This window comes from Lysinibacillus sp. NPDC086135 (assembly GCF_044746345.1).
Lineage (GTDB): Bacteria > Bacillota > Bacilli > Bacillales_A > Planococcaceae > Lysinibacillus.
Genome location: NZ_JBIVCA010000001.1, coordinates 290,529 through 313,019, shown reverse-complemented (window position 1 = coordinate 313,019; position 22,491 = coordinate 290,529). Strand labels below are relative to the sequence as shown.

General features: G+C 31.3%; 23 protein-coding genes and 3 pseudogenes. 4 read left to right on the top strand and 22 right to left on the bottom strand.

From position 1 onward, the window contains the following. Positions 1-86 precede the first annotated feature (86 nt). The 8 genes from ACIPKN_RS01600 to ACIPKN_RS01565 all read right to left on the bottom strand — a co-directional run bounded on the left by ACIPKN_RS01600 (position 87) and on the right by ACIPKN_RS01565 (position 6,887). Positions 87-260, bottom strand: a complete 174-nt coding sequence (locus ACIPKN_RS01600) for a hypothetical protein (RefSeq protein WP_400932776.1) — start codon at positions 258-260, stop codon at positions 87-89. Positions 261-268: 8 nt separating this feature from the next. After that, on the bottom strand, positions 269-790 hold the full coding sequence (locus ACIPKN_RS01595; protein WP_400932774.1) for an HNH endonuclease: 522 nt from the start codon (positions 788-790) through the stop codon (positions 269-271). Beyond that, positions 783-1,613 carry a hypothetical protein gene (locus ACIPKN_RS01590; RefSeq protein ID WP_400932772.1) on the bottom strand — a complete coding sequence of 277 codons (831 nt, stop codon included), beginning with the start codon at positions 1,611-1,613 and terminating at the stop codon, positions 783-785. Before ACIPKN_RS01590 ends, ACIPKN_RS01595 begins: the two co-directional genes overlap by 8 nt. Before the next feature lie 129 nt (positions 1,614-1,742). After that, on the bottom strand, positions 1,743-2,756 hold the full coding sequence (locus ACIPKN_RS01585; RefSeq protein ID WP_400932770.1) for a reverse transcriptase family protein: 1,014 nt from the start codon (positions 2,754-2,756) through the stop codon (positions 1,743-1,745). Next, positions 2,746-3,018 (bottom strand): hypothetical protein, encoded by a 273-nt coding sequence (locus ACIPKN_RS01580; RefSeq protein WP_400932768.1) that lies wholly within the window; start codon positions 3,016-3,018, stop codon positions 2,746-2,748. Before ACIPKN_RS01580 ends, ACIPKN_RS01585 begins: the two co-directional genes overlap by 11 nt. Positions 3,019-4,496: 1,478 nt before the next feature. Then, entirely contained in the window at positions 4,497-5,492 is a 996-nt protein-coding gene (locus tag ACIPKN_RS01575; RefSeq protein WP_400932766.1) for a hypothetical protein, read from the bottom strand. A 35-nt stretch (positions 5,493-5,527) separates the two neighbouring features. Beyond that, a complete protein-coding gene (locus ACIPKN_RS01570) occupies positions 5,528-6,055 on the bottom strand; it encodes a hypothetical protein (RefSeq protein WP_400932764.1) in 528 nt (175 codons plus the stop codon). Continuing rightward, positions 6,048-6,887 carry a hypothetical protein gene (locus ACIPKN_RS01565; protein WP_400932762.1) on the bottom strand — a complete coding sequence of 280 codons (840 nt, stop codon included), beginning with the start codon at positions 6,885-6,887 and terminating at the stop codon, positions 6,048-6,050. The genes ACIPKN_RS01570 and ACIPKN_RS01565 overlap by 8 nt, the downstream gene beginning before the upstream one ends. A 349-nt stretch (positions 6,888-7,236) precedes the next feature. Between ACIPKN_RS01565 and ACIPKN_RS01560 the strand changes: the two genes are divergently transcribed. Then, positions 7,237-8,366, top strand: a protein-coding gene (locus tag ACIPKN_RS01560; RefSeq protein ID WP_400932760.1) for an IS3 family transposase whose coding sequence is annotated in 2 segments (ribosomal slippage) — positions 7,237-7,516 and positions 7,516-8,366 — 1,131 coding nt in all. Because the reading frame shifts where the segments join, the coding sequence is not laid out codon by codon here. A 322-nt stretch (positions 8,367-8,688) separates the two neighbouring features. Here ACIPKN_RS01560 and ACIPKN_RS01555 read toward each other — a convergent pair. From ACIPKN_RS01555 to ACIPKN_RS01530, 6 genes and pseudogenes are all read right to left on the bottom strand, one after another. Beyond that, positions 8,689-8,817, bottom strand: coding sequence for a hypothetical protein (locus tag ACIPKN_RS01555; protein ID WP_400932758.1), 129 nt, complete (start codon positions 8,815-8,817; stop codon positions 8,689-8,691). Between the two features lie 266 nt (positions 8,818-9,083). Continuing rightward, positions 9,084-9,262: pseudogene (locus ACIPKN_RS01550) on the bottom strand (GMP synthase (glutamine-hydrolyzing)); the annotation flags it as partial. A gap of 158 nt (positions 9,263-9,420) precedes the next feature. Further along, positions 9,421-10,419 (bottom strand): DUF4435 domain-containing protein, encoded by a 999-nt coding sequence (locus tag ACIPKN_RS01545; RefSeq protein ID WP_400932756.1) that lies wholly within the window; start codon positions 10,417-10,419, stop codon positions 9,421-9,423. Between the two features lie 12 nt (positions 10,420-10,431). Then, positions 10,432-11,940: an AAA family ATPase gene (locus ACIPKN_RS01540; protein WP_400932754.1), complete on the bottom strand. Its 1,509-nt coding sequence runs from the start codon at positions 11,938-11,940 to the stop codon at positions 10,432-10,434. 403 nt (positions 11,941-12,343) lie between these two features. Further along, positions 12,344-12,916 (bottom strand): recombinase family protein, encoded by a 573-nt coding sequence (locus ACIPKN_RS01535; protein WP_400932752.1) that lies wholly within the window; start codon positions 12,914-12,916, stop codon positions 12,344-12,346. A gap of 564 nt (positions 12,917-13,480) precedes the next feature. Next, positions 13,481-14,128 (bottom strand): hypothetical protein, encoded by a 648-nt coding sequence (locus ACIPKN_RS01530; RefSeq protein ID WP_400932750.1) that lies wholly within the window; start codon positions 14,126-14,128, stop codon positions 13,481-13,483. Positions 14,129-14,387: 259 nt separating this feature from the next. Here ACIPKN_RS01530 and ACIPKN_RS01525 point away from each other — a divergent pair. Further along, positions 14,388-15,524 (top strand): annotated as a pseudogene (locus ACIPKN_RS01525) (IS3 family transposase). Positions 15,525-15,816: 292 nt separating this feature from the next. Here ACIPKN_RS01525 and ACIPKN_RS01520 read toward each other — a convergent pair. The 4 genes and pseudogenes from ACIPKN_RS01520 to ACIPKN_RS01505 all read right to left on the bottom strand — a co-directional run bounded on the left by ACIPKN_RS01520 (position 15,817) and on the right by ACIPKN_RS01505 (position 17,243). Beyond that, entirely contained in the window at positions 15,817-16,050 is a 234-nt protein-coding gene (locus tag ACIPKN_RS01520) for a DUF3953 domain-containing protein (RefSeq protein WP_400932748.1), read from the bottom strand. A 370-nt stretch (positions 16,051-16,420) separates the two neighbouring features. Further along, positions 16,421-16,891 carry a hypothetical protein gene (locus ACIPKN_RS01515; protein WP_400932746.1) on the bottom strand — a complete coding sequence of 157 codons (471 nt, stop codon included), beginning with the start codon at positions 16,889-16,891 and terminating at the stop codon, positions 16,421-16,423. Between the two features lie 6 nt (positions 16,892-16,897). Continuing rightward, positions 16,898-16,987, bottom strand: a pseudogene (locus ACIPKN_RS01510) (hypothetical protein); the annotation flags it as partial. A 19-nt stretch (positions 16,988-17,006) separates the two neighbouring features. Then, positions 17,007-17,243, bottom strand: a complete 237-nt coding sequence (locus ACIPKN_RS01505; protein WP_400932744.1) for a hypothetical protein — start codon at positions 17,241-17,243, stop codon at positions 17,007-17,009. A 256-nt stretch (positions 17,244-17,499) separates the two neighbouring features. Between ACIPKN_RS01505 and ACIPKN_RS01500 the strand changes: the two genes are divergently transcribed. Together ACIPKN_RS01500 and ACIPKN_RS01495 are read left to right on the top strand one after the other, a co-directional pair. After that, complete coding sequence (locus ACIPKN_RS01500) at positions 17,500-18,597, top strand: DNA cytosine methyltransferase (RefSeq protein WP_400932742.1); 1,098 nt, start codon at positions 17,500-17,502, stop codon at positions 18,595-18,597. A 76-nt stretch (positions 18,598-18,673) separates the two neighbouring features. After that, complete coding sequence (locus ACIPKN_RS01495) at positions 18,674-19,678, top strand: PmeII family type II restriction endonuclease (RefSeq protein WP_400932740.1); 1,005 nt, start codon at positions 18,674-18,676, stop codon at positions 19,676-19,678. Positions 19,679-19,903: 225 nt separating this feature from the next. Here the strand turns inward: ACIPKN_RS01495 and ACIPKN_RS01490 are convergent, their stop codons facing one another. The 4 genes from ACIPKN_RS01490 to ACIPKN_RS01475 form a co-directional block, all read right to left on the bottom strand. Then, positions 19,904-20,245, bottom strand: a complete 342-nt coding sequence (locus ACIPKN_RS01490; RefSeq protein WP_400932738.1) for a site-specific integrase — start codon at positions 20,243-20,245, stop codon at positions 19,904-19,906. After that, positions 20,229-20,555, bottom strand: a complete 327-nt coding sequence (locus ACIPKN_RS01485; RefSeq protein ID WP_400932736.1) for a hypothetical protein — start codon at positions 20,553-20,555, stop codon at positions 20,229-20,231. The genes ACIPKN_RS01490 and ACIPKN_RS01485 overlap by 17 nt, the downstream gene beginning before the upstream one ends. A 480-nt stretch (positions 20,556-21,035) precedes the next feature. Further along, a complete protein-coding gene (locus ACIPKN_RS01480) occupies positions 21,036-21,746 on the bottom strand; it encodes a hypothetical protein (protein ID WP_400932734.1) in 711 nt (236 codons plus the stop codon). Further along, positions 21,733-22,362, bottom strand: coding sequence for a hypothetical protein (locus tag ACIPKN_RS01475; RefSeq protein WP_400932732.1), 630 nt, complete (start codon positions 22,360-22,362; stop codon positions 21,733-21,735). Before ACIPKN_RS01475 ends, ACIPKN_RS01480 begins: the two co-directional genes overlap by 14 nt. Between the last annotated feature and the right edge of the window lie 129 nt (positions 22,363-22,491).

Genomic DNA, 22,491 nt, shown 5'->3' with positions numbered 1-22,491 from the left:
AAATGCTTGATTAGCATTATGATAATAGGCAAGTATATTTAGATTTCCAATATACAAGTTTCCAGTTTCTTCATTTTCTTAAGATACTAATCAAAAATATACTCAATTTTCTTTAATACTTGCACAATATCTCCAGCAAGCGCTTCATCTCGGAGACTAATTTTCATAAAAAGTGTATTCAATTCCTCTATTACTTCTTGCTTCAGTTGATAAATATCTTTAGTTAAATCAGGTTGCTGCATACTAACTTTCTTACGCATAAAATTATTCATACATTTACGAAAAGCTTTTCTATATCAGCAGTTTCAATAACACCGTGACAAGATGCACAAAGTGTAACAAGATTATCAGCATGATTTGGTCCACCTAACTTTCGTGGAATTTTGTGATGTACATGCAAATACGTTTCTTCATCACACACCGCACACTTAAAACCATCACGTCGACGAACTTCCTGCTTTAATTCTTCTGAAAAGTTTTGTTGCCAAACATCAACAAATTGGATTTCCCCATTTTTATTTTCAATGATTTCCATGACTTCGATATGTGGTAAAATAATTGCTTCTACTGTTTTTCGAACAAATTCAGCAAAATCATATTCTGAAAATTCTTCAATATCGCTCCGAGCTTCTACTATTTCTTTATCACGAAATATATATGTTCCCAAATCAATACGGTATTCCATTAAGTCCATGTATCTAGGAGAATCCCGTTTTTCAAGACTAATTAATTCGGTAACCTTTAAATATGCATCTTCAACAGTCATTTGCCGATTAATATACTTATCCAAAAATTTCGGAATTCCAATATACCAAGCATCTTCCTCCTTCGATTATATCTCCATCTTTATATTTATATACATAGTCCAATGCATTAACAAAATCTGTTTGTTTACTTGACATGTCCTTCACTACCTTAAGAATTCCCTCAAGCATAACTAAATCAAAATTATGTACTAAATCTTCTTCTTCATCTAAAGTAAAATCGATTCTCACAGGTTTACGAATTTTTTCTATCCCTTTTTGCTTAGCATTATAAAAAATCTCTGAAGCAATAGATATTTTATTTTTTAACTGCTCTTGCTTATATAAGTCTTCAAGCTCTTTTGTTTCATCTAATCCTTCATTAAAATTTTTCAATTGTATTTCACGATTATTTGCATATATCACCAACTCTTGAACATCTTCTAATAATAGATTTTTTTGTTTTATATATTCTGCTTGTTGTTTCAACGAATATATTTCTTGAATCTCATTATCTTCTAGTGAATTTAGATTTACACCAAATATAGTCGAAACTCGCTTTCTAAACGCTAGCTTTACTTCCTTCTCATTTAGCTGTTTTTTTGTTTTATAAAAAGCTTTACTTCTAGTTCTAGTATCTAGATTCTTTTTTTCATTACGATGCTTTAACTGTGCGATTGAATTTATTTCTATTAAAATATCCTCTAACTCCCTTAATGAAAAAGCTCGTTCAATTTGCTCGTCTGTAGATACATTAAAATCAATTGTACCAATTGTTGAAGACACTTTATTATTTATAGCTTTTGTCTTCAATTCATTTAAGATAAAGCGTTTTATTTTCAAACTAACTATCACTCCTTGAATTTCCACAATATGTATCCCATATATTGCAATAGTTAGACTGTTTTTCCTCTAACTATATTCGTTAGAGATAACTTGTGATTTTACAAACAACTCTATATCGCATTATGTATCCTTTCAATACTAGCCAAATTAATACTAACGTATTAATTTGGCATTCTCGGTCTTAAAGTATTTCTTCATATCCTTTTTTCTATAAGGTACATTATACTTTCTCCTTATATACTTTAACTCATTTAAAAACAAATCGACTTTTCTATTTTCTATACTCTTAACAGCAGCTATTAAACCTTGTAGTCGGTTTAATTCATCTATAAATTTAATTTTAGTAAAATCACTAGGATTTTCATCCATCTCTTTAACTTTTTCATAGGATTTTTGCAGTTTATTTAATAGTTTCTTAGGAGCTTTTAAATTTCCTAACTCATCTAAAAATACCCCTGTTACTTCTACACCTTTCTTCACTATCAATTTTGATTTCTTTGGATGGATTTTAAATTGGTATTTTTCTATTATTTGGGAACACTTACGTTTCAAAGATTTACTAATAAATTTATTAGCAGAAAAAGTTAAATCATCATAATAACAACTAAAAATCATGCCATTTTCTACTGCTAAAGCCTCTAATTCATTATACATATCTGCATATGCTAAATAGCTTAATATCGGACTTGTTGGATAACCTTGAGGAAGGTATCTACCTTCTTTTTTCTCACATTGAATTGTAACAAAATCCGTTAATATTTTTGCTAAATCATCTGCCATTTGAAATTTCTTTTTAAATAAATCATAAACATAGGAATCCAAAGTAGAAGGAAAAAAGTTCTGAATGTCTATAAGCATTATATATTTATTCCGTTTATGGACAAAAGCATTTTGTATATGACTTCTTTCTTGAATCCCTCCAAACACATAAGAAGGTAACTTAACTTGCATTAATAATTTAACTAATTTTCTTAAAGCTTTTTTATGTTCTTCAATGGGGTTATATAAATCTCGTTGCTTCCCACTTATAGTTGAAAGTTCTGGGGGGAGTTTAAATGGTACAAACTCAATTGAAACGTTTTTCAATCTCTTTTTATCTACATTTAATATATCTGCCAATAATTTTTTATTGGATAGCCCATATAACTTACTATTATTAAACTCCATAAAAAAACTCCTCCTTATTTAATGAATAAGAAAGAGCAGAAATTAGACCTTCAATGAAGTGGATAGCGTAAGGAATAACAAAGATAAGACCCTTAAGAATCAAGACAACTTTTTCGAGCAAAAAAGCAACAAAAGCAGGTGTCCCAAACCAACCAGCTAAGAAATAGAATGTCTTAACGTAGCTAATTTTCCCATCGTCTCCTCGTATACTTACCAATACCCAAGATTTCAACTGAATAGCTTTGCGTTTAATGTAATTCATTTAACTTTACCTCCTATAAGTATTAAGGCCTTCGCCTTGCATATACTTACTAGGTTTTTTAAAGGTTGAAACTGTCTAAACAAGATTTCTACTCTTCATAACTGGCTAATATAGCCATATCCCCTTGCGCTCAGTCATCGATTATCATATGCAAGCACATTATGCGAATGACATACGCGTGATATATGAATGGCGATATTGCCATTACGTTGTCACAGAGGGGTTTGTATTTCCCGTTGGTAGTTACCAACAACAAAATAATTTCGCAAGGAATTATAGGCAACTATTCAATACCATTATACTATATAAAATGGGAAATACAGTATTAATTTTCTATCTTTTTAACGGAAAATAAAGGATTAAATACTTGTTGAACATTATCCCATACCCAACAAACAATTTTTATCATATCAAAAAGTAATTTCATACAATCAATATGAAATTTTAGATGTACTAATATCGTTAATCAATTATTGACACTCTGTATAATACAGTTAACTATTTTTATGTTGACGTTGTCACTATTTAATTTGACTCAATTATGACTTATTCCAGTCGATACAAGCATGATAATTAGTAAGTTCCCTCAATAAGAGAAATACGAATGCTCTCACCTTCTTAACCCGCGATAATAAGCAAGCATCTGTTTGATTTGCTCATCCGAAAACACATCCATTTTTATATCTTCTTTCTGCATCTTTACCTTACGAGCGATATTTTCTGTGATAGCCTTTTCTTCCACAAGGTAATTGTAATACGCATAATTTTAGTGTTTATTGTCCCGGTATATTACCGCGTTCTTGGCATTCTACAAGGTACCCTCTAAGGCGGGAGACCTTACATCTTCCACATTAATCATTCCTTTAGCAAGACAATACTCTATAAATGGATTTAGTAACTGCTTATAATTCTCAATATTTCTTTAGTATTCCTAAATCGTCTGTCAACAATAAAGTCCAGCAAGCCTTAACAGCATATAAAAACACATCTCATAATTTTTGGAAATCATGAGATGTGGTAGTTGTTTTACTTATTAATTTTGAACTACACTACTTCGCTAAAAGAAGTGTTGAATTTTATAGTTTTCACCTTATTTCACACGGCTAATTCTTGCATAGATTTTGGGAAACTCTTGACACACAAGGATTACATCATCCCTAGCATACTAGCAATGCCGCTCATATCTGGCATTGCTGGTGCTGCTTCTAGAATATCTGCTACAACCTCTGTTGTTAGGAAAAAAGTTGCTACAGATGCTGCGTTTTGAAAATGCTGAACGAGTTACTATTGCTGGGTCTACTACGTTCAGAAGGATTTTCTGTCCATAATTATTGGGCAATTACCAAATCCTAATAAAATACTATATTTTCTTTTGTAAAGTAGATGTGATGATTTGGGAATAGGATTTTCATGATATAAAAATAATAACTAGCCTCGATTTATAGTAAGTGAATTTTTACTAAGAATTATTTTTAATTCTATTTTGGTAAATCGAATATAGTATGTTTAAGTAATGGCTCTCTAACAGTATTACTCCAGTACCTAAAAATTTCATCTGCATGGTTAATATATTCTTCGCTTATTTCTTCAATGTTATTTTTAATATCAAAATTTAAATTAGAACCTCCCTGTTTAACTCTTAGCATAGAATGATACAGTTCAGTATTTGAAGACATTTCTCTCAAGAATTCATGGTTTAAAAACTCACTATCACTAGATTGCTCTGGATTTAATTTAAAATAAGCATTCGTAGAACAACGTATCATTGTGTCATAACGTGTCCTCAAGGGTAAATAATATAGTTCATTTAGAGGTTTAGATTCTCTAGGATTGCTCATTCCTAATTCCGAAAATAAAATGCCACTAGCTATATAAAATATTAAATATGCATGAGATTTATTTTTAATTAGCCCCTGACATTGTTCATTGCGCATATAAATACTTTTAGGAAATGTTAACATAGAAATACAATGTGTAGCCGCAAATGCATCTGCATTCATTTCTAAAGCTTGAGAAAATAATGGTTCTAATTCGTTGTTATCCTCATTTATTAAGTTTAAATTCACTTTTTCCGAGCTATTTTGATACAAATATTTCAAATGACCATTTAAAACATGAGCCAATTCATGAAAAATTACAATTTTTAAAGACTCTTCAACTAAAAGCGACAAATAGAAATCAGCCTTGTAATCATCAAATGTTTGTTCTAATGAAATTTTTTGATAAAAACTCTCATTGTTTTTATGTAGTAATATTGCGTAGATATCGTTAATTTTTTTTAAAACTCCATAGTTTATTTCTATTAAATACTTTTCACCGTTATAACTTGAAGTTCCTCCAACAGAACTGTCACTTGCGATATCATAAGCAATATCTATAGTTGAATGTCCTGCTTCAGTTAAATTTGAATTACAATATTCTATACATGCAGCTATAGCCTCTTCAAAATATTTTATTCCTTTTTCAATCTCCATCTTTTGCTCCTTTAAATATTAAGATTTTCTTTAATCTACTCTAATGAATTCAACAAGCTTTTTAGACCTTTGATTTCAATTTCTATATTGTCATCTTTTAAATTTACTGTACCTGTACCCCTTTGTTCAATATTCATTAGCAAATTCGAAGTAACCAATAATATACAAATACCAAAATACATAAATACAAGCATTTTATTTTTTAGTACATATTTTTTAAAAAACAAATTACAAGAAAAATGTTCGGTTCCAGGTTTTAAGCTGTACAATTCATCTATGTAGTTGTCGTCTTCACATCTTAATTTTAATCTTTTACTATAGACTTCTCTAAACCTGCGTTCATAAATATAAAATTGTAAATTTAACACATAAAAAATAACTGTTGCTACTAATAATGTACAACCGTAGAATAAAGGATTGTTAAATTTCCAAGCCGATATAACAATAATTAATGCAAAATACCATCCTTTTATAGTAAAAGAATTTTGGGCCATTCGATTTATGCATGATTGTATTAAATCTAATTCCTTATGTAGCAAGATTTGTTTATCGCTATCACTCACTTACGAACACCTCTTTTAATAAATATAATCTGTCTAAATTTTTTTGAGCTGAAGGATTATTAACTTTCATTCGCTTCCATTTCATTATATCGTCATTGCTCAACTTTTCTAATTTTGATATTTGTTCATCAATTTTATAAACAACTTGAACATTTTCTAATAATACTTCTTCATTATCCTCTGCCCTTTTTTCAAAATTCATATGAACCTTATACTTATAATTTCTTATAGGTTTCTTAATTCTAATCTTTTCTACAATATTCAACTCTGAAAAAATCCAAGGGGAATAAGTACTATCTTCAAACTGCTCAGTAATTTTTTTAACTGAATTTGGCGTTTGAACAAAAATCACACATTCGGTATTATCAATCATATTTTGAAGCGAATTTATTAACATTAAATATACGTTGCTAGTAGTAATATTTCTTTTATTATAATTGTAGGTATCTAATTTTTTATTTTTGCAATGTTTATCATCAATCATTTTCAATAACTCATCAGCGTAACCCCATACCGCTGAGTCAATAAATGCTTTAATTCCAAATTCTATATTTAAAAAACCCACTAATTCATGTATTTCTTCTATATCAGCATGTGAATGAGATATAAAAATATCGCTCTCTACTAACGGAAACCATTCTTCCATAATTTTATTTCCATCTAGTAAAGTTTGTCCGCTTTCCAGATAGTATTTTTCTATCGTATCTTTTATCTTTACTTTATCCGCTTCAAAAAGGTTCTTACCTCGTAATCTGTAACTCGTTTGAGAAACACCACTACTTATTATAGCCTTAAAATTTTTAAGTTCATTAAAATTAAATGCAATAAACATAACTAACCCCCCATTAATAGAATTATATAACAATACGATTCTTTTTCGTATTGCATCGAAATATTTTTTATAATGTGGAAATAGAGCTAACTAATCCCTTTCTTTCATTTATTCACACTATAGATGTGGAAATACTCCCCATCTACATTCAAATAAATTATATGTTACTGCCTGGCAGTTTCCAATAAAGTTACGATAATACCCAAATAATAATTATTACATCTAAAATTCGGTTTCATAAGCCATTCTCACAATCTCTTTAAATCAATTGTGGATAGGCTACACTAAGTTGGACAGATAAAATAAGGGGTTGTAAACTAAGACTATTAAAAAAAGGGAGCGTGCTACTATGACACGTCAACGTCGAACTTTTACACCCGAATTTAAACTGCAATTAGTGAAGCTTTATGAAAATGGTAAATCTCGTGCAGACATTGCTAGAGAATATGATATTACACCTTCTGCGTTAGATCGTTGGATAAAAAATCATAAAGAAACAGGCTCCTTCGCTGCCAACGATAATCGAACAGAAGAAGAAAATGAACTGGCTCGATTACGTAAGGAAAATCAACGATTAATGATGGAGAACGATATTTTAAAGCAGGCGGCGCTGATCATGGGACGAAAATAGATGTGATTCGAAATAACGCTCACAAATATTCAGTATCAGCAATGTGTGACGTCCTCAATATTCCCAAAAGTACGTATTACTATCATGTAGATCTGTGTGATAAACGTACGCTTAAAACTGAAGATAAAGAGATTTCCAAAGAGATTGCCCGTATTTTCAAAGAAAGCCGTAATAATTATGGTACGCGTAAAATTAAGAAAGAACTGTGTAAATTACCAAAGCCAAAACACGTATCACGTCGTCGAATTGGTCGTTTAATGAAAGATCTTGGACTCGTATCAAACTATACAGTAGCACAGTATAAGCCGCATAAATCAACATGTAATGAAGCGTCAGTAAAAAATGAATTACAGCGTCAGTTTGAGCAAGAAGAGCCGTTGGCTGTCATCGTCAGCGATTTAACATACGTTCGTGTCGGAAAAAAGTGGCACTATGTATGCTTATTTGTCGACCTTTTTAATCGTGAAATTATTGGTCATAGCGCTGGAGCGAATAAAACCGCAGAGCTTGTGTATCAAGCGATTGCGAGCATACATGCCAATTTGAATGATGTCAAAATGTTTCATACTGACCGTGGAAAAGAGTTTGATAACAAGCTAATTTCAGAGAGTCTTGAAACATTCGGTATCCAACGGTCACTAAGCATGAAAGGATGCCCTTATGACAACGCTGTGGCTGAAGCAATGTTTAAGGTATTTAAAACAGAATTCGCCAACGGAGCTCATTTCTCTTCTCTTGAACAGCTCGTCCTTGAACTTGATGATTATGTTCATTGGTTTAATAACATTAGAATTCACGGAACACTAGGCTATTTAACACCAGTGGAATTCAAGCAACAGCCCTTATAATTTTTGTCCAGTTTAGTGTTGACATACCAATTGTTTATTTTTATAAACTCATCGTATACTCATTTATTTATGCTGTTCTTAAAAGAACTTCAGCAATTTCTTCACTATGTCCCTTCCTCCTTGATTGACAATTTAAAAAAATACGCTTTTACTAATCCCTTAATTTTTCTTTATCTAATCAATTCGTTCAAAGTTTTACGCTATCTCAGCACTTAAACCTAAAAGAGTAGAATACGTTTCTTCCTTCAAGTCTTTATTCCTCTAAGTGGATTGACCATTTCATCAATGGACTCTTCATCTATCAAATAATCGAAGAACACCTTTAGGATTGCAATATTGTTATTGATGGTGAAGGCTTTCCGTTCCCTAGCTGCTGTCTATGCTGTTTATACTTCTTAATGTGTATTGGTTGAACATCCTCTACTTCCATTATGCCTAGCTCATTTTTCATAAACTCTTGCCTCCCTGCAAGCCGTCAAATACACATCTCTATACCTCGGTTTTCGTCCTTGTATTTGTTGATTTAGTTTAATATCATCAATTAGTCTTAAATTTTTTTCACAAAAAAAGACCCCCTTTCTTTCACAAATAGTGTGAATAAAAGAGAGTCTTATTTTGAAATAAAGTTGTTGCGGGTGACATAAAATCACTCTCACAAACACCTTGCAAACGATGTTTTAACAACGTTCTAAGCACTTTAGGAATAAAGTTCTATTCCTACTCAATCGTAGCTGGTGGTTAGAAGTAATATCATATAGTACGCGGATAACGCCTGTTACTTCGTTAACGATATGTACAGAAGTTTCCTCTAATACATTGTATGGAATACGTGCCCAACCTAATGTCATGCCGTCGATTATTGTTACACCACGGATATCAATTGCGTAGTCGTACGTCTATTTATATGGATGTTTTAAACTAAAATATGATTAATTTCAATTTATAAATAGCAGTACTTCTTCCGATTATTAACGATTTGATTAAACCAATATTATCTGAAGTTATTTATTAAATTAGCATTAAATCAAGATTAACTGTTTCTACTACAAATGAATTATACTTCTGTAATTCTCCCTATAATATAGTAATTTAAACAATGCGGGGTTATTATTTGCCCTATTAATGTTGATTTAAAATTTTTCATTCCAATATTTATTGATATAGACCTTTTAGAAATATTCAAATATCTCGGTTCATTAGATTCATTTAATATGTAACTATATATATCAACAAGAATCTCTTCGACATATTTACCTCTAGAATTTTTTATAATATCTTGCTTAATATATTCTTTTTCTATCTCTAATTTTTCTTCATTAACTTCAATAAAACCTGGTGTTATAGATTTTAAATCCTCTATTGTTATGTCTTTAAATTCTTTACCTAATTTATTCTTTATTGATTTTAGTTCTTTCAGTTTATATAACTTAGGTTCCCTTGTTTTAGGAATTTTGTTGTTAATTTGAAATGAATACCACGCATTAACTAATAACAAATCATTTAATACTTTATTTAACTTTGTTACAAAATGATTCAATAATACTTGATAGTCATAAAAGTCCTTTCCAATAGACCTTGAACCAATCCGAATATGATTCTGCAAAAATAATTCTAATACTTTAGTTTCTGCATATAAATTTTCAATAGAATAACAAGGTGTTATATAAATACGTTCTCCTAACGATGAAGATTTATGAAAATCCCTATCAACAAAAAACATAGAAGAATTAATTATTCCTTCAGAATCTAATGCAAGTTTAGTGCAAATATCTATTACATTATCTCTACAACCACAACCCTTAGAATATATTCCCTTATCTATATTCTTCTCATATAGAATTGATTCAATTTTATTAGGATAAAATTTAAAATCATCATTACCTTCATAAAAACAAAATAAAGTATTATCTATACCATGCATATTTTTTGCTTGTACTGCTTCTTGAAAAATTACCGCAACTGAATCATCAACTTCGCTTTCCATCGTTGATACATAATCATTTGTATCAGGAGGATTTAAAGTTGTAGTTTCTCCAAAATTCTCCACAATCATTAAATCACTCCTTTAATTGCCTTTTCTTCTTACTCTAAATTTACTTAAGTCTTTGGCAAATTCACTAAATTTATTTTTGAAAATAAATGGCGAATGTGTTGTAGCTATTAATAGATTTACTCTCCCCGAATTATATATATCTTCAAGAATGTATTTTTGCCAAGGAATTGATAATGATAATTCTGGTTCATCAATAATATAAATCATTGGCTTATTATCTTCTAAATACAATTCGGAAAAAATTGATAAAATTTGTTTCTCCCCTGAAGATAACTCATTAAATTTTATTAACGTGGAATCTTCTTTATCTACTACTATAACTTTTGGGATAGTTTCCTCAAAAATAATCTCTTTATTAATTAAATATTTATTACAAATTTCAACAAATTTTTTTATTTTTTCATCAATTACACTTTGTCTTTCGTATATCCGCACTAATTTATATAAATAATACTCAAGAAAGCCCTTGTTTTCTAAATCTATCGAATTTTGAACGTTAAAATAATCATATAATTTTTCTACACTTCTCATTTTTTCTTTTCCGATTCTTCCAGTAACAATACTTATCTTTTTGTAGGTAATTTTCTCTCTTTCAGAATTTGAAATTTCTAATGGTCTGTTCTCTAATAAATCTGTTAAAACTTCTTTTGCTAACTCTCCATTTAATTCATGTGCCTGTTCTTTAAGTTTGAATACAAGGGCTTGAATTTTCTCTTCAACATCACTTAAGCCAAATTTTAATGAACCACCTTTAATATGTTTCTCAACTTCAAAATCTTCATTATATAATTCCTTAATTTCAGCTTCCACACGTCTAAACGTTGGTAGGTATTTTACCTCTTCATTAATTTCCTTATCTTTCTCATTCTCTAGGTTTTCTAATAAATTAACCAAACATCTATTAAAATGCACTTTTGGAATTCTTTCTATTACATATAAATGTTTCAATTCATAAATAAACTCATTTAACGGTACTAACTCATTTCTATTAAAACTTTTTGAAGCCAAATAAATACCCTTTAACCTAAGTAGACTTTCATCTAACTTTGTTAAGTCTATAAAATAATTAGAATATTTTTCAGAGTCGTAATCCAAATATTCGAAATATTTCTTCCCATTTTTTCCCTTACGGGTATTTTCAATAGTAACAACTTCATTATCAAAATAATATATATCTATTTTTTCAAATGGTAGCTGATTCAATGTATTAATATCGTTATTCAAAGCAGCTACAATAATTTTTATTATCGTTGTTTTCCCATGCCCATTTTCACCGACAAAAATATTTATGCTTGAATCAAAGTTTAATTGATAGTCATATTTATTAAATAAACCATAGATTTTGATAGCTTCTACTGAACTTTTATTAGGGTAATGTTTCTTTTTTAAAAAAGATTCTATTATACCTTTAGCAAAAGATTCATCTATTTGTTCTAATCCCTTTAACCCTAAATTAGAAATCAAGTTTTCAAATTCCAAATCGCCTAGGTTCAGTTCTCTTTTTAAATCTGATATATCCATAACAACGCCCCCAAAAGATAATATATTAACAATTATAGTAAGGTTAGGAAATCCCTCTAGAATCAAAAAATCCTTTAACTCAAAAATACAATGTTAGGGAACTTTTAATATTACAGGTAGCCAACTTGTTTACAACTTTGCCCTAAGTAGACGTGTTTAATAACTCGGCTTCAGTAACATCAATACCAACCGTACCATCATTAGAGCTATTTAAAAGACTATTTAGTAAGCTATTATTCACCCTCCAGGCTACCTAATAACTCTAAAGTTATCTTTTCATTTTTCTGAATTCCAGACACTTCAATATTAACTAGTTCTCACATTCCCTAAAGTTTGCTTCTGTATATTTTACCACTTACATCCCTCTATTTGTAAAAAAAACATATATAAAAGCTTAATTTTATTATACACTCCCTTCATTAATAATCTTATAAACTGTAGCCCTACCAATTCCATATTCCTTTGCAATATCAGTTGCACTTTCTCCAGCTTCAAATAATGCCCTTACATGATTCTTAATTTTTTCGTCAATTGCTGGTCTTCCACCTATTTTCCCTCGTTTACGGGCAGCTTCTAATCCTGCTTTAGTTCGTTGCTGAATAATATCTCTTTCGAACTCCGCAAAAACAGCTAACATACCAAACATAGCTTTACCAGTTGGTGTTGAAGTATCAAATGAGTCATGTACCGAAACGAACTCTACTTCTTTTTCTTTTAATTGGTCTGTAAGCTCGTAAAGTTCCTTTGTACTTCTAGCTAGGCGGTCTAACTTATAAACAACAAATAAATCACCTTTTGTTGCTGCTTTCATTGCATTGAATAATTCTATTCTTTCATTCTTACGACTTGATACTTTTTCTACATATAGTAAAAGTTCCAATCCTTTTTGCTCTCCGTAATTCTGAATTGCTCGCTCCTGCATATCTAAATTCTGTTCTTCTGTGCTTACACGACAATATCCAATAATTCTACTCATATAACACACTCCCTATTTACTTATGTATTTGCCCTTTTTGTATATTGCTAAATTAAAGTACTGCAATGGTCCACTAAACATTGTAGAATTACACTGTGTTTGAACTACTAATCTCTCATAATGATTTCTTTAGTTGAATAATCCATTTCCCCCCCTTTTTCTATTTTCTCATACGTTTTATATACTTTTCATCATAGACGAGTTTATAGACGAAAACAATAAAAAAATAGGACACAAACGTTAATTTGTGCCCCTTTCTCCAATCGTCTATTAAACGAAGGTTAAATAGACAAATATATAAATGTAATTTCCACAAGGTTTCTCGTAATCGCTAGCACTAGCTGCAATGACGATTTAAATTTTAATAAAGGCTGTTTTCTAAAAGCTTGTTGCTGTTAAAACATAAAAACAGAGTTAATCTTTAACTAAAGCACCCCGTTACTTTAAGTACATTTCTTCACAATTTATATTTATCTGAATAAACCCACTTATAACCGCCAGTCTTATTCCTTTCCCCATTGCAACATTTTGAAATATACTGTCTATACAAAAAAGCCAAGAGAATTAACTCTTAACATTTTTTAACTTTTTCATTATCCCCGTAAGTTTATCATTAACAATGCCTTTTCTATTTTCGTTTTCTTTAGTCTTTATATAGCAGGATAAACATTGTTTTTTCCATTGTTCATTTGCCTTTACCCAGTGTTTCCTTCCACAATCTTTACATAGCAAACGGACTTCATGAAGTTCATATTGAAGTTTATCTAAATTCAGTATAAATCTTTTATCAGGAGTTGAGGGGTCAGGAAATTCACTCTTTATCTTCTTTTCAAAACAATCCATACATGTTAATTTTCCGTTTATTTCTTTATATTGCACTTTACGCAATTTATTGTTATTGAATCCCTTAATTCCGCACTCTTCACAAATCCGTTCATTTAATCTTGTTTGGTTGATTCTATCTTCAACTTTTTCGTAATATGATACATCTTTTATCTCAAACCCACATTTAAAACAATTCAATATATGAGCTTTTGATGTATTCTCTATAAAGTCATAATCACGTATTCCTTTTCTATCAATACTTATTCCGTTACTTCCACTTTCATAAGAAACCGTTGTTTCAAATCCGCAAGAAGGACAAGGTACACTAAACATAGTAGTTCTACATTCTCTACAATCACAAGGACTTCCAAAGTCATGGTTAGCCATATTTTCGCTTCCTTTGTATAAGTTAATTATCTCTAATTATAACCTGCTATAGATAAAAGAGGGAGATATATCCTACATTGCTAATTTTCTATCTAAAAGACTAAGTTTGTTACTTAATAGTTAATGTCTTATAAAAGAATATACCGTTTGTTTGTTAACTAATAATAAATATAGATAGTAAACTTGGATGTATTATAGATAAGTGGACATACCTCGGTTAAATCAATAGAATTGAACATAAGAGAGGACGTGTCCGACCATGAGTCAAAAAAAGTACAATAAAGAATTCAAACAAACAGTAGTCGAACTTTATCGTTCGGGTACACCGGTCAATCAACTAGCTAGCGAATATGGTGTGTCAGAAGTCACAATTTATAAATGGATTAAACTCCATTCTCCAATTGAAGGAACTGGGGAGTTAACTGCAGCTGAAGTAGCTGCTATCCAGAAGGAAAACCTTCGCTTAAAACAAGAGGTAGATATCCTAAAAAAGGCTATGACCATATTCGCGCAAAAATAGAAGACCAAGAACTAATCGACCACATTACAAAAGAAAGCGAGCATCAAACCCGTTCAATTGATGTGTCGCATTTTAAAAATGCCTAAAAGTACGTATTATCAATCATTTCACAAAAAGCCGAACAGCTACCATGTCGCCAATGAAAAGCTACTCGCTCGTATTCGCGTTATTCATAAGGAAAGTGACGACCGTTATGGTGCACCGAAAATATTTCAAATCCTTAAACAAGAGGGCTATACAGGCAGTATTGATCGCGTTCAACGAATTATGAGAAAAGCAGGCATTCGTTCAAACATTACAAAAAAGTACCGTCCGACGCCAACGCAGAAACCAGTTGAAGAGCGTGAAAACGTGTTGGGACAAGACTTTACAACCGAAAACATCAATGAAAAATGGGTGGCAGATATTACGTATATCCACACAGTAAATGATGGTTGGTGTTATTTGGCGTCGGTATTAGATTGTCATACAAAGAAAATTGTTGGATATAAATTTGGTCGTAAAATGACGGTTGACCTAGTCTTAGAAGCACTTGATAACGCAGTAGCTGCGCAAAATCCAGCGCCAGGACTCATTATACACACGGATTTAGGTTCTCAATATACAAGTGAAGCTTTTGGCGAGCGCTTACAGAAATACGAAATGGTCCCATCATTCAGTCGAAAAGGTTGCCCATATGACAATGCGTGCATCGAATCATTTCACGCAACACTCAAAAAAGAAGAAGTATACCGAACGCGCTACAGCCACTTTGAAACCGCACGTGTAGCTTTATTTAAGTACATCGAAGGCTGGTACAATCGCAAGCGAATCCATGGTAGCATTGGTTATTTCACACCCGATGCATATGAGATAATGTGCCGAGCAGCAGCGTAAAAAGGGGACAAAGAAATCTACCCCTCCACATTTTCGGCCCAACCTCCATGCATTTTCCGCTCTACATCCCGAGTAGGCGGTCAAAGGCTCTTTTCACTTTGACGGTCTACTCGGGATGTGGAACACTCCAAAAATGGACGTTGCGCAACACAAAAAATTAACTTGAGTGTGTCTACAATCTTGACGTAGATCCAACTGTATAAATTACTAAAGAGATTAACTTCTGTCGCTAAACTGCACCATTAGTTTAAGTAGAAAAAAGCTCTACTCCTTATTGAAGTAAAGCACTCAGTTAGTTTAACAAGAAACCCTGAATTGAAACAAACAATGAAAATAAAAAGACTCCAATAAACAAACAACCAGAAACTTTACGTCCTTGTTGAAATTCACGTAATCCCCAAATTAGCATTGCTAAACCCATAAAGAATAACATTAAAAAATTTAACTCAAAATTATTTGTAATAAATCCATAAAGACCTAATATTATAGTTAATGCTAAAAAAACAAAATATAACTTTTTTAACAAAATTCACCCCCTTTGTTTCATTGTACTAAACTACACTGTTAGTTAAATAACTGAACAATCAATTGTTTGGTCAAGTGTAACACATTTACAAATATTGGTGATAGATGAATGTGAATGGCTAACAAAAAAGATTGGCTGTTACCGCAGGCGATACGAAAGGTGCTAAAGGGCTTCAACTTTGAGCTAGCTTTCATGAGCAATCGTAGCGTGGTCTTAGGAGTGTTTAAGAGCTTGTGAGCTTTGAAAGTGAAGCAGAGGAATCATTTTTATAGGTTGTCTAATCGTTGTTACTGAGCTGTAAGTTAGCGTAACAAAAGGACTTACATAGATGAAGATGCAAGTCCTATATTATTAAAAAAGCCTAACTGAATTAATCAGTAGGCTTAGTTTTTTTCCATACATACCATGGTATTATATAATCCATCTTCTTACCTTGTTTACTATTTTTATCTGTTACTATCCAATTACCAATTTTCTTTTGTACTTTATAATTTACATTTGTCCCATCAGACTTTTTAAAGAGCATATAACCTGTGTTGTCTTTTATAAAGGTTACAGGGTCAATAACATTTTTGTTGGGTATCTTTCTCTCAGGAAGCAATATGTTGTTTACTATTTCTTCTGCAATTTTAAAAAGAGATTTAAATTCATTATTTATTTCAGCTTGGTATTGCAATTGATTGTATGTGTAAGAAGAGTAAGACCCTAAATTCAAATTAAAAGACTGTTTTATATCTGAAAATGTTGCTTTATAAAATTCATTTATATCCTTTTCTAATTTATCGCCCTCATGTTGAAAGCTAATGGTTTTAACCCCAAATGGACTTATGTTAAAAGTCATTTTTTCCTTACCATAAGGAGGGTCATGTGCATGTTCAAATGTTGTTACTTGGACTGCTGCATTAAAATCAAAACTGCCCTCATGCTCTCTTGTAATACTCAGAATTTTAGCATCCTCAAATTGTTTGGGATAGCCATTCTTTATCTATGGAGGGGAATAGAGTTGTAATTAAAGTATCATAAATAAGCTTATAATCAGGCTGTTCACTTTGGGCATCAAGATTTCCTGAAATTAATGTTAACAAAGCATCTTTGTATAAGTTCTCATTCGGTGGCTTTTCCGTAACCACTTGATGGTTATTAATATGGATACTAAGAAGAACAAAAGATAATATTACTAGAATTTTCTTCATCGAACACTCCTTTAATATAGATTTAATTAATGAGTATTTTTCACTGAAATCTTTAAATTATTCTTCAACTAAATTGGGTCGTTAATTGAATAGCAACAATCTTTTAGAAAATAGCTTAATAAAAACAGGCTTGGTTCAATCTCAGCAAACCAAAAATAAATTTACTTCCCCTAAAAACAAGTTTTTTCAAAGCTGGACCGAAACATGCTAAAATGATATACTGATAAACATCAATAGAATTTAATGAGGTGTAAGAATGGTAGCTATATCCTTTTTTGCAGGTGCCGGAGGATTAGATTTAGGTATAGAACAGGCAGGTTTTGATATAAGACTAGCTTTAGAATTAGAAGAGACTTATTGCGAAACTTTGAGACGTAACGGTCATCAAAATGTAGGTCAAGGAAATATTATGGAATATACAGTACAAAGAATTAGAGATGAAGCCAATTTAGGGCCTAACGATGAAATAGATTTAATGTTTGGTGGATCTCCTTGCCAAAGTTTTTCTACTGCAGGTAATAGACAAGCTTTTGCAGATGAAAGAGGTCAAGCAATGTTAAAGTTTGTTCGTCTAGTTAATGAAGCATCCCCTCGATTCTTTCTATTAGAGAATGTTAAAGGTTTACTTTCTGCTGCATTGAGACACAGACCACTTAACCAACGGGGTGGGGAATTTCCTCCATTAGAAGAAGATGAATTACCAGGTAGTGCATTAGATTACCTCTTAAATCAACTTACTAATTATAATATCTCAATACACGAAGTAAATTCTGCTGATTATGGTGTACCTCAAAAGAGGGTACGTATTTTTGTAATTGGTGTAAGAAATGATTTGAACCTTGATTTCAGATTCCCTTCACCTACACATAATGAGAATGGAGAAAATGGGCTATCTCGATGGAGAACGTTTAACGATGCAATCTCCAATCTTAATATAATCAACCACACATATTCTAACTATTCACAAAAGCAATTACACTACATGCGTATGATTCCATTAGGTGGCGGAAATTGGAGGGATCTTCCTAACGATGTAGTAGAAGAAGCTATGGGTGGTGCATATAATTCAGGCGGTGGTAAAGTAGGTTATTTTAGAAGAATTAAATTAGATAAGCCTTCCCCTACTCTACTTACTTCACCTAAACAGAAAAGTACTATTCTAGGTCATCCTTTAGAGGATAGACCATTAAGCATAGAAGAATACCTAGCTATTCAAGAGTTCCCACATGATTATTACGTACACGGAACTTTAACACAACAATATACCCAAATAGGTAATGCGGTTCCGGTTCGTCTTGCTACAGTAATTGGTGAATCCATAGCACAACATTTATTAGCACTAGAAAATCTATAAAAAAATTAGGCGAGACGGTCAATTCTATACTATTATAGAATTAGACCGTTTTTTTTATTTTAAAGGAGGTATTGAAATGTTTACTATTGAATTAGAAAGTCTAGTTGATGAACTTTTAAACAATTTTTATCGTCGACGAATCGAAAAAATCAACACACTTAAGCTTAAAGAAGCATTGTCTAGAAAAAATCCATATCTATATAAAGCGACAGGAATGGAAAATGCCAATGACATAATAAAAGAGATTTTATCTGCATATATGTCCAGCAGCGACGAAGGTATATTTGGAGATGCTTTTTTCGAGGTACTTGCAGAAGAAGTTTCAAATGGTATTGTTTCTGATTCAGAAGGCGTTGACGTAAGAAGAACGAAAGGCAATGTATATCAAGCTATTGCAGTTAAGAGTGGTACTAATGTTTTTAACGCATCTAGTAGAAAAAAACAAATTGAGAATTTCCGTTCTCTGCAAAAACGCGTCGCCAAAAGAGGTATGGTATTCCAACCAATAATAGGATATGGTTATGGGAAGAAGACAACAAGTGACACAAGCGAAGTAACTGAATTGGCTGGTCAATTATTTTGGGAAGAGTTAACTGGTGATCCAAACTTCTACATAGAAATTATCAATTTAATAGGAGATAAGCCTCAAAAACACTTACAAGATTATCAAAATGCTTTTAGTGCAGCAGTCAATCGATTTACACGTGACTTTACTATTGAGTTTTGCAATGAAGACGGATCTATCGATTGGGAGAAACTAGTTGAATTCAACAGTGGTAAACCATGTATTAAATTAGAAACTAACTTTAAAAAAAATAAAGCATTAAAGTTGGATGAGGAATTCCAATTAGAGGTCATAGCTACATTCTCTGATAACTCATCAGAGGACCTAATTTCTAACGCTAAAATGGAATACATTATTGAAGAACCTTTCAAAGATGTTTTAAATATTACTTCAGATGGATTAGTAAAGTTCACATCAGAAACTCAATACAGTAGACAAATTAAGGTTGTTATCTCAGCATATAATAAATCCGTTACTCGATCATTTTCGTTGAAAAAAGGTAAGATAGAATCATAAATATTTACCATTCTTTTTGGTAATATATTTTGGGGATAAAAAGGCTATAGCTAATAGCCTTCTTATTTGCCATTACAATCCTCGCCATCCCCATGAAACGCCTCGTAGTTCAGTTTTTGTACGTCCTCCCCTGTAAGGTTATATCCAAAGTATTTACCAGCCATTTTTAAAAGTAATGCGTTCCTTTCCTTGTTACTCATTTCCTCAATAGCTTTTAACATCTGTTCAGCAGTCGTTTTGCTTCACCATTACTTCTAATAAATAAGTCATTTGATCATCTATCGGTAAAGTTTTTTTCATAACTTCTCCATCAAGTTGTAGACTTTGATTAACAAAATCAACGTGCTGTTCTCTCATACGTGATATTGTTCCAATCCGTAATCCGCAGCGATACATCAGTAAGTTAGCCACAGCATTTAATAAATCAATAAATTTTGTATAGTCAAGAACAGATAGTAGTAAGTTCACTTCCTTATCCGTTGCACCTTCTTTGATTTCCATATCTACTTTGATATTGATTGACCTCCAAAACTTATTAACAAACCAACCATTATAAACAACGACCAAGAAATGCCTTGAAGCACTTTAAACGTGTCAATTTAGTTGTATTAGCGACGTTCATATGTTCCAACCATGAATAAATAATGTCACTCGTTATATCTAACAGATATTTCACTTTAGTATCTCTAATAAAATATTGAACAATTGTACGGTAATCATATAACGTTCTTTCACGGCAACCACCTACTTCAAGTTGTTTTAAAATCACAGTCAATGCTTGTTCAATTTGCAAGTCATTCCGTTTCTCTTCATGCCTTTTAACTTGAATTAACGGTTGTTCAATTTGGATATCAAATATCCCCTTCTTTTTAGACAAAGAAAAAAGCACCTCCGCATACAATTCTTTAGTACAGAAACTCGACTGACCGAGTACTGTAAAATTGAATCATAAGCGAAAGTGCTTATTTCTCTAGATATAACGTTATAAAACTGGACGTCCCAGGAGGGATTCGAACCCCCGACCGACGGCTTAGAAGGCTGTGGTTATAGAATTCTATACTTTTATGCACTTCTATAAATATTAGATGTAAAGCTGTTTAAACTATTATTAATTAAAAACTTACTAGATTGTTTTTATCTATTTATCTAGTTTTATATTATTTCAGGCACCTTGTGGGCACCCTTTTGTGTTTGCTATTATGTTTGGTATTTATTTTCTAAATTTAATACAAGTCTTTGCAATTCTTAATGAGTTAGTAGCGATTTAGTCGAAAACGAGGATACTCTGTTCCAATAGATCTCTCTTTTGATAAAAAAACCCATAGCTACTTTTTATTAGCTACGGGCTTATATTAGTTTAAACAAAAACCTTTATTATAGTAAATACAGCACCAATTATGGTAATAGCTGTACCAATTATCCATTTGATTTGAGTGTTTGCCAGTGTTGTTATTTTTGTTTCTACAAATGATTCGTTGGCTAATTTCTGTTCTTTTGTTGTTGTAGTAATAATTTGTTTAATATTGTCTTCTTTAGGAATAGTACTGGACAATTCTGATATTTTTGTATTTATACTATGGATTGCTGTAATTAATTCATTTTTCAATTCTAGTATATCAGTTTTAGTTGCGCCATTTTTCTGTGTTTCTTCAATGACTGCTAAACTTTTCACTGCATCATTAAGATTGACTTGAATTTGTTCCGTCTTTCGTTCTAGTGTATCTAAACGTTTTTCCATGTCATTTCCACCACCCCCACCTCCTCCATTAATAGGAGGTTCACTTTTTCTTGTATTCCCCATTTTTAAATCACCGATTAAGTTAAATATATCAGAAGAAACTTCAAAAGTACTAGGAATTTGATTGTTTATGTTTGGTTTTGCTTTAAATTGAACAGATTCGAGATTTTCCTCCAAATCATATTCGGTTTTAGCTACTGAATAAGACCTTTTTCGATTTACATTTGTGTCTTTAGTCTTCCCACCACTCAGAACTGTTAAACAAATTTCTTTTTCATTTATTACTTTTAAACTATTCTCCAAACTTTGTTTATCTTTAATCTTCTCCATTAGTCATTTCCTCTATAGTCATTTCCTCTAACTTGTTTTTAATATTAGAGTGTAATTCATCAACAGACTCTTGTAATTCTTGGAAATCAATAATGAAATCTCTTAAATCCCCTAATTCTAAATTATCCGAGTTTGCAATATGTGCATTTAAAACATTAATAAAGTAATTTATGACTCCAATCTGATTTTCATGAGAAATTTTAAAATCAAAATATGTATTATCTGCTCTTTGCATAGTATAGTTAAAAACATTTTGTATAATGTCTTCAGAAATTTTCAATACTGAAGTACGTCCAGTCTCTACAATTTGTCTTTGACGTATAAACTGTGATTTAAATTTCAGAATTAATAATTTATAAAATTCTTCAAATTCATATGTACCATTCCGAATGATTTCAAGTGATTTATTAGGAAACGAAAACAGTCTTAAGAGACTGCTACTAATATCTTCTCCATACATTTCATCAATTCCTTCAAATGTAGGTACAAAAGTTTCTTCTTGAAAATTTAATTTAAAAAAATCCTCGATATGTTTTTTAGCATCGTTATTATTATTTAAAAAAGCTTCTAAAATATTTAATGAATCTATTATTCTTTCTTCTACTGGTTTCTCCATTATTGAAACCTCCTTATTAATTTATTCTTTAATTTTACTATATACCACAAAATTAACAATAAATTTTATATTCTTTGGTGGAAATGTTAATTAAATAAACTTGAAAATAGCTCTTCTTTATAACTTTCA

Excerpts from the sequence above, each read along its gene's own strand:
- ACIPKN_RS01600 (WP_400932776.1), bottom strand. The coding sequence starts at position 260 with ATGCGTAAGAAAGTTAGTATGCAGCAACCTGATTTAACTAAAGATATT.
- ACIPKN_RS01585 (WP_400932770.1), bottom strand. The coding sequence starts at position 2,756 with ATGGAGTTTAATAATAGTAAGTTATATGGGCTATCCAATAAAAAATTA.
- ACIPKN_RS01580 (WP_400932768.1), bottom strand. The coding sequence starts at position 3,018 with ATGAATTACATTAAACGCAAAGCTATTCAGTTGAAATCTTGGGTATTG.
- ACIPKN_RS01575 (WP_400932766.1), bottom strand. The coding sequence starts at position 5,492 with ATGGAGATTGAAAAAGGAATAAAATATTTTGAAGAGGCTATAGCTGCA.
- ACIPKN_RS01565 (WP_400932762.1), bottom strand. The coding sequence starts at position 6,887 with ATGTTTATTGCATTTAATTTTAATGAACTTAAAAATTTTAAGGCTATA.
- ACIPKN_RS01555 (WP_400932758.1), bottom strand. The coding sequence starts at position 8,817 with ATGAAAAATGAGCTAGGCATAATGGAAGTAGAGGATGTTCAACCAATA.
- ACIPKN_RS01545 (WP_400932756.1), bottom strand. The coding sequence starts at position 10,419 with ATGATTGTGGAGAATTTTGGAGAAACTACAACTTTAAATCCTCCTGAT.
- ACIPKN_RS01540 (WP_400932754.1), bottom strand. The coding sequence starts at position 11,940 with ATGGATATATCAGATTTAAAAAGAGAACTGAACCTAGGCGATTTGGAA.
- ACIPKN_RS01535 (WP_400932752.1), bottom strand. The coding sequence starts at position 12,916 with ATGAGTAGAATTATTGGATATTGTCGTGTAAGCACAGAAGAACAGAAT.
- ACIPKN_RS01530 (WP_400932750.1), bottom strand. The coding sequence starts at position 14,128 with ATGGCTAACCATGACTTTGGAAGTCCTTGTGATTGTAGAGAATGTAGA.
- ACIPKN_RS01515 (WP_400932746.1), bottom strand. The coding sequence starts at position 16,891 with ATGACTTTTAACATAAGTCCATTTGGGGTTAAAACCATTAGCTTTCAA.
- ACIPKN_RS01505 (WP_400932744.1), bottom strand. The coding sequence starts at position 17,243 with ATGAAGAAAATTCTAGTAATATTATCTTTTGTTCTTCTTAGTATCCAT.
- ACIPKN_RS01500 (WP_400932742.1), top strand. The coding sequence starts at position 17,500 with ATGGTAGCTATATCCTTTTTTGCAGGTGCCGGAGGATTAGATTTAGGT.
- ACIPKN_RS01495 (WP_400932740.1), top strand. The coding sequence starts at position 18,674 with ATGTTTACTATTGAATTAGAAAGTCTAGTTGATGAACTTTTAAACAAT.
- ACIPKN_RS01480 (WP_400932734.1), bottom strand. The coding sequence starts at position 21,746 with ATGGAGAAGATTAAAGATAAACAAAGTTTGGAGAATAGTTTAAAAGTA.
- ACIPKN_RS01475 (WP_400932732.1), bottom strand. The coding sequence starts at position 22,362 with ATGGAGAAACCAGTAGAAGAAAGAATAATAGATTCATTAAATATTTTA.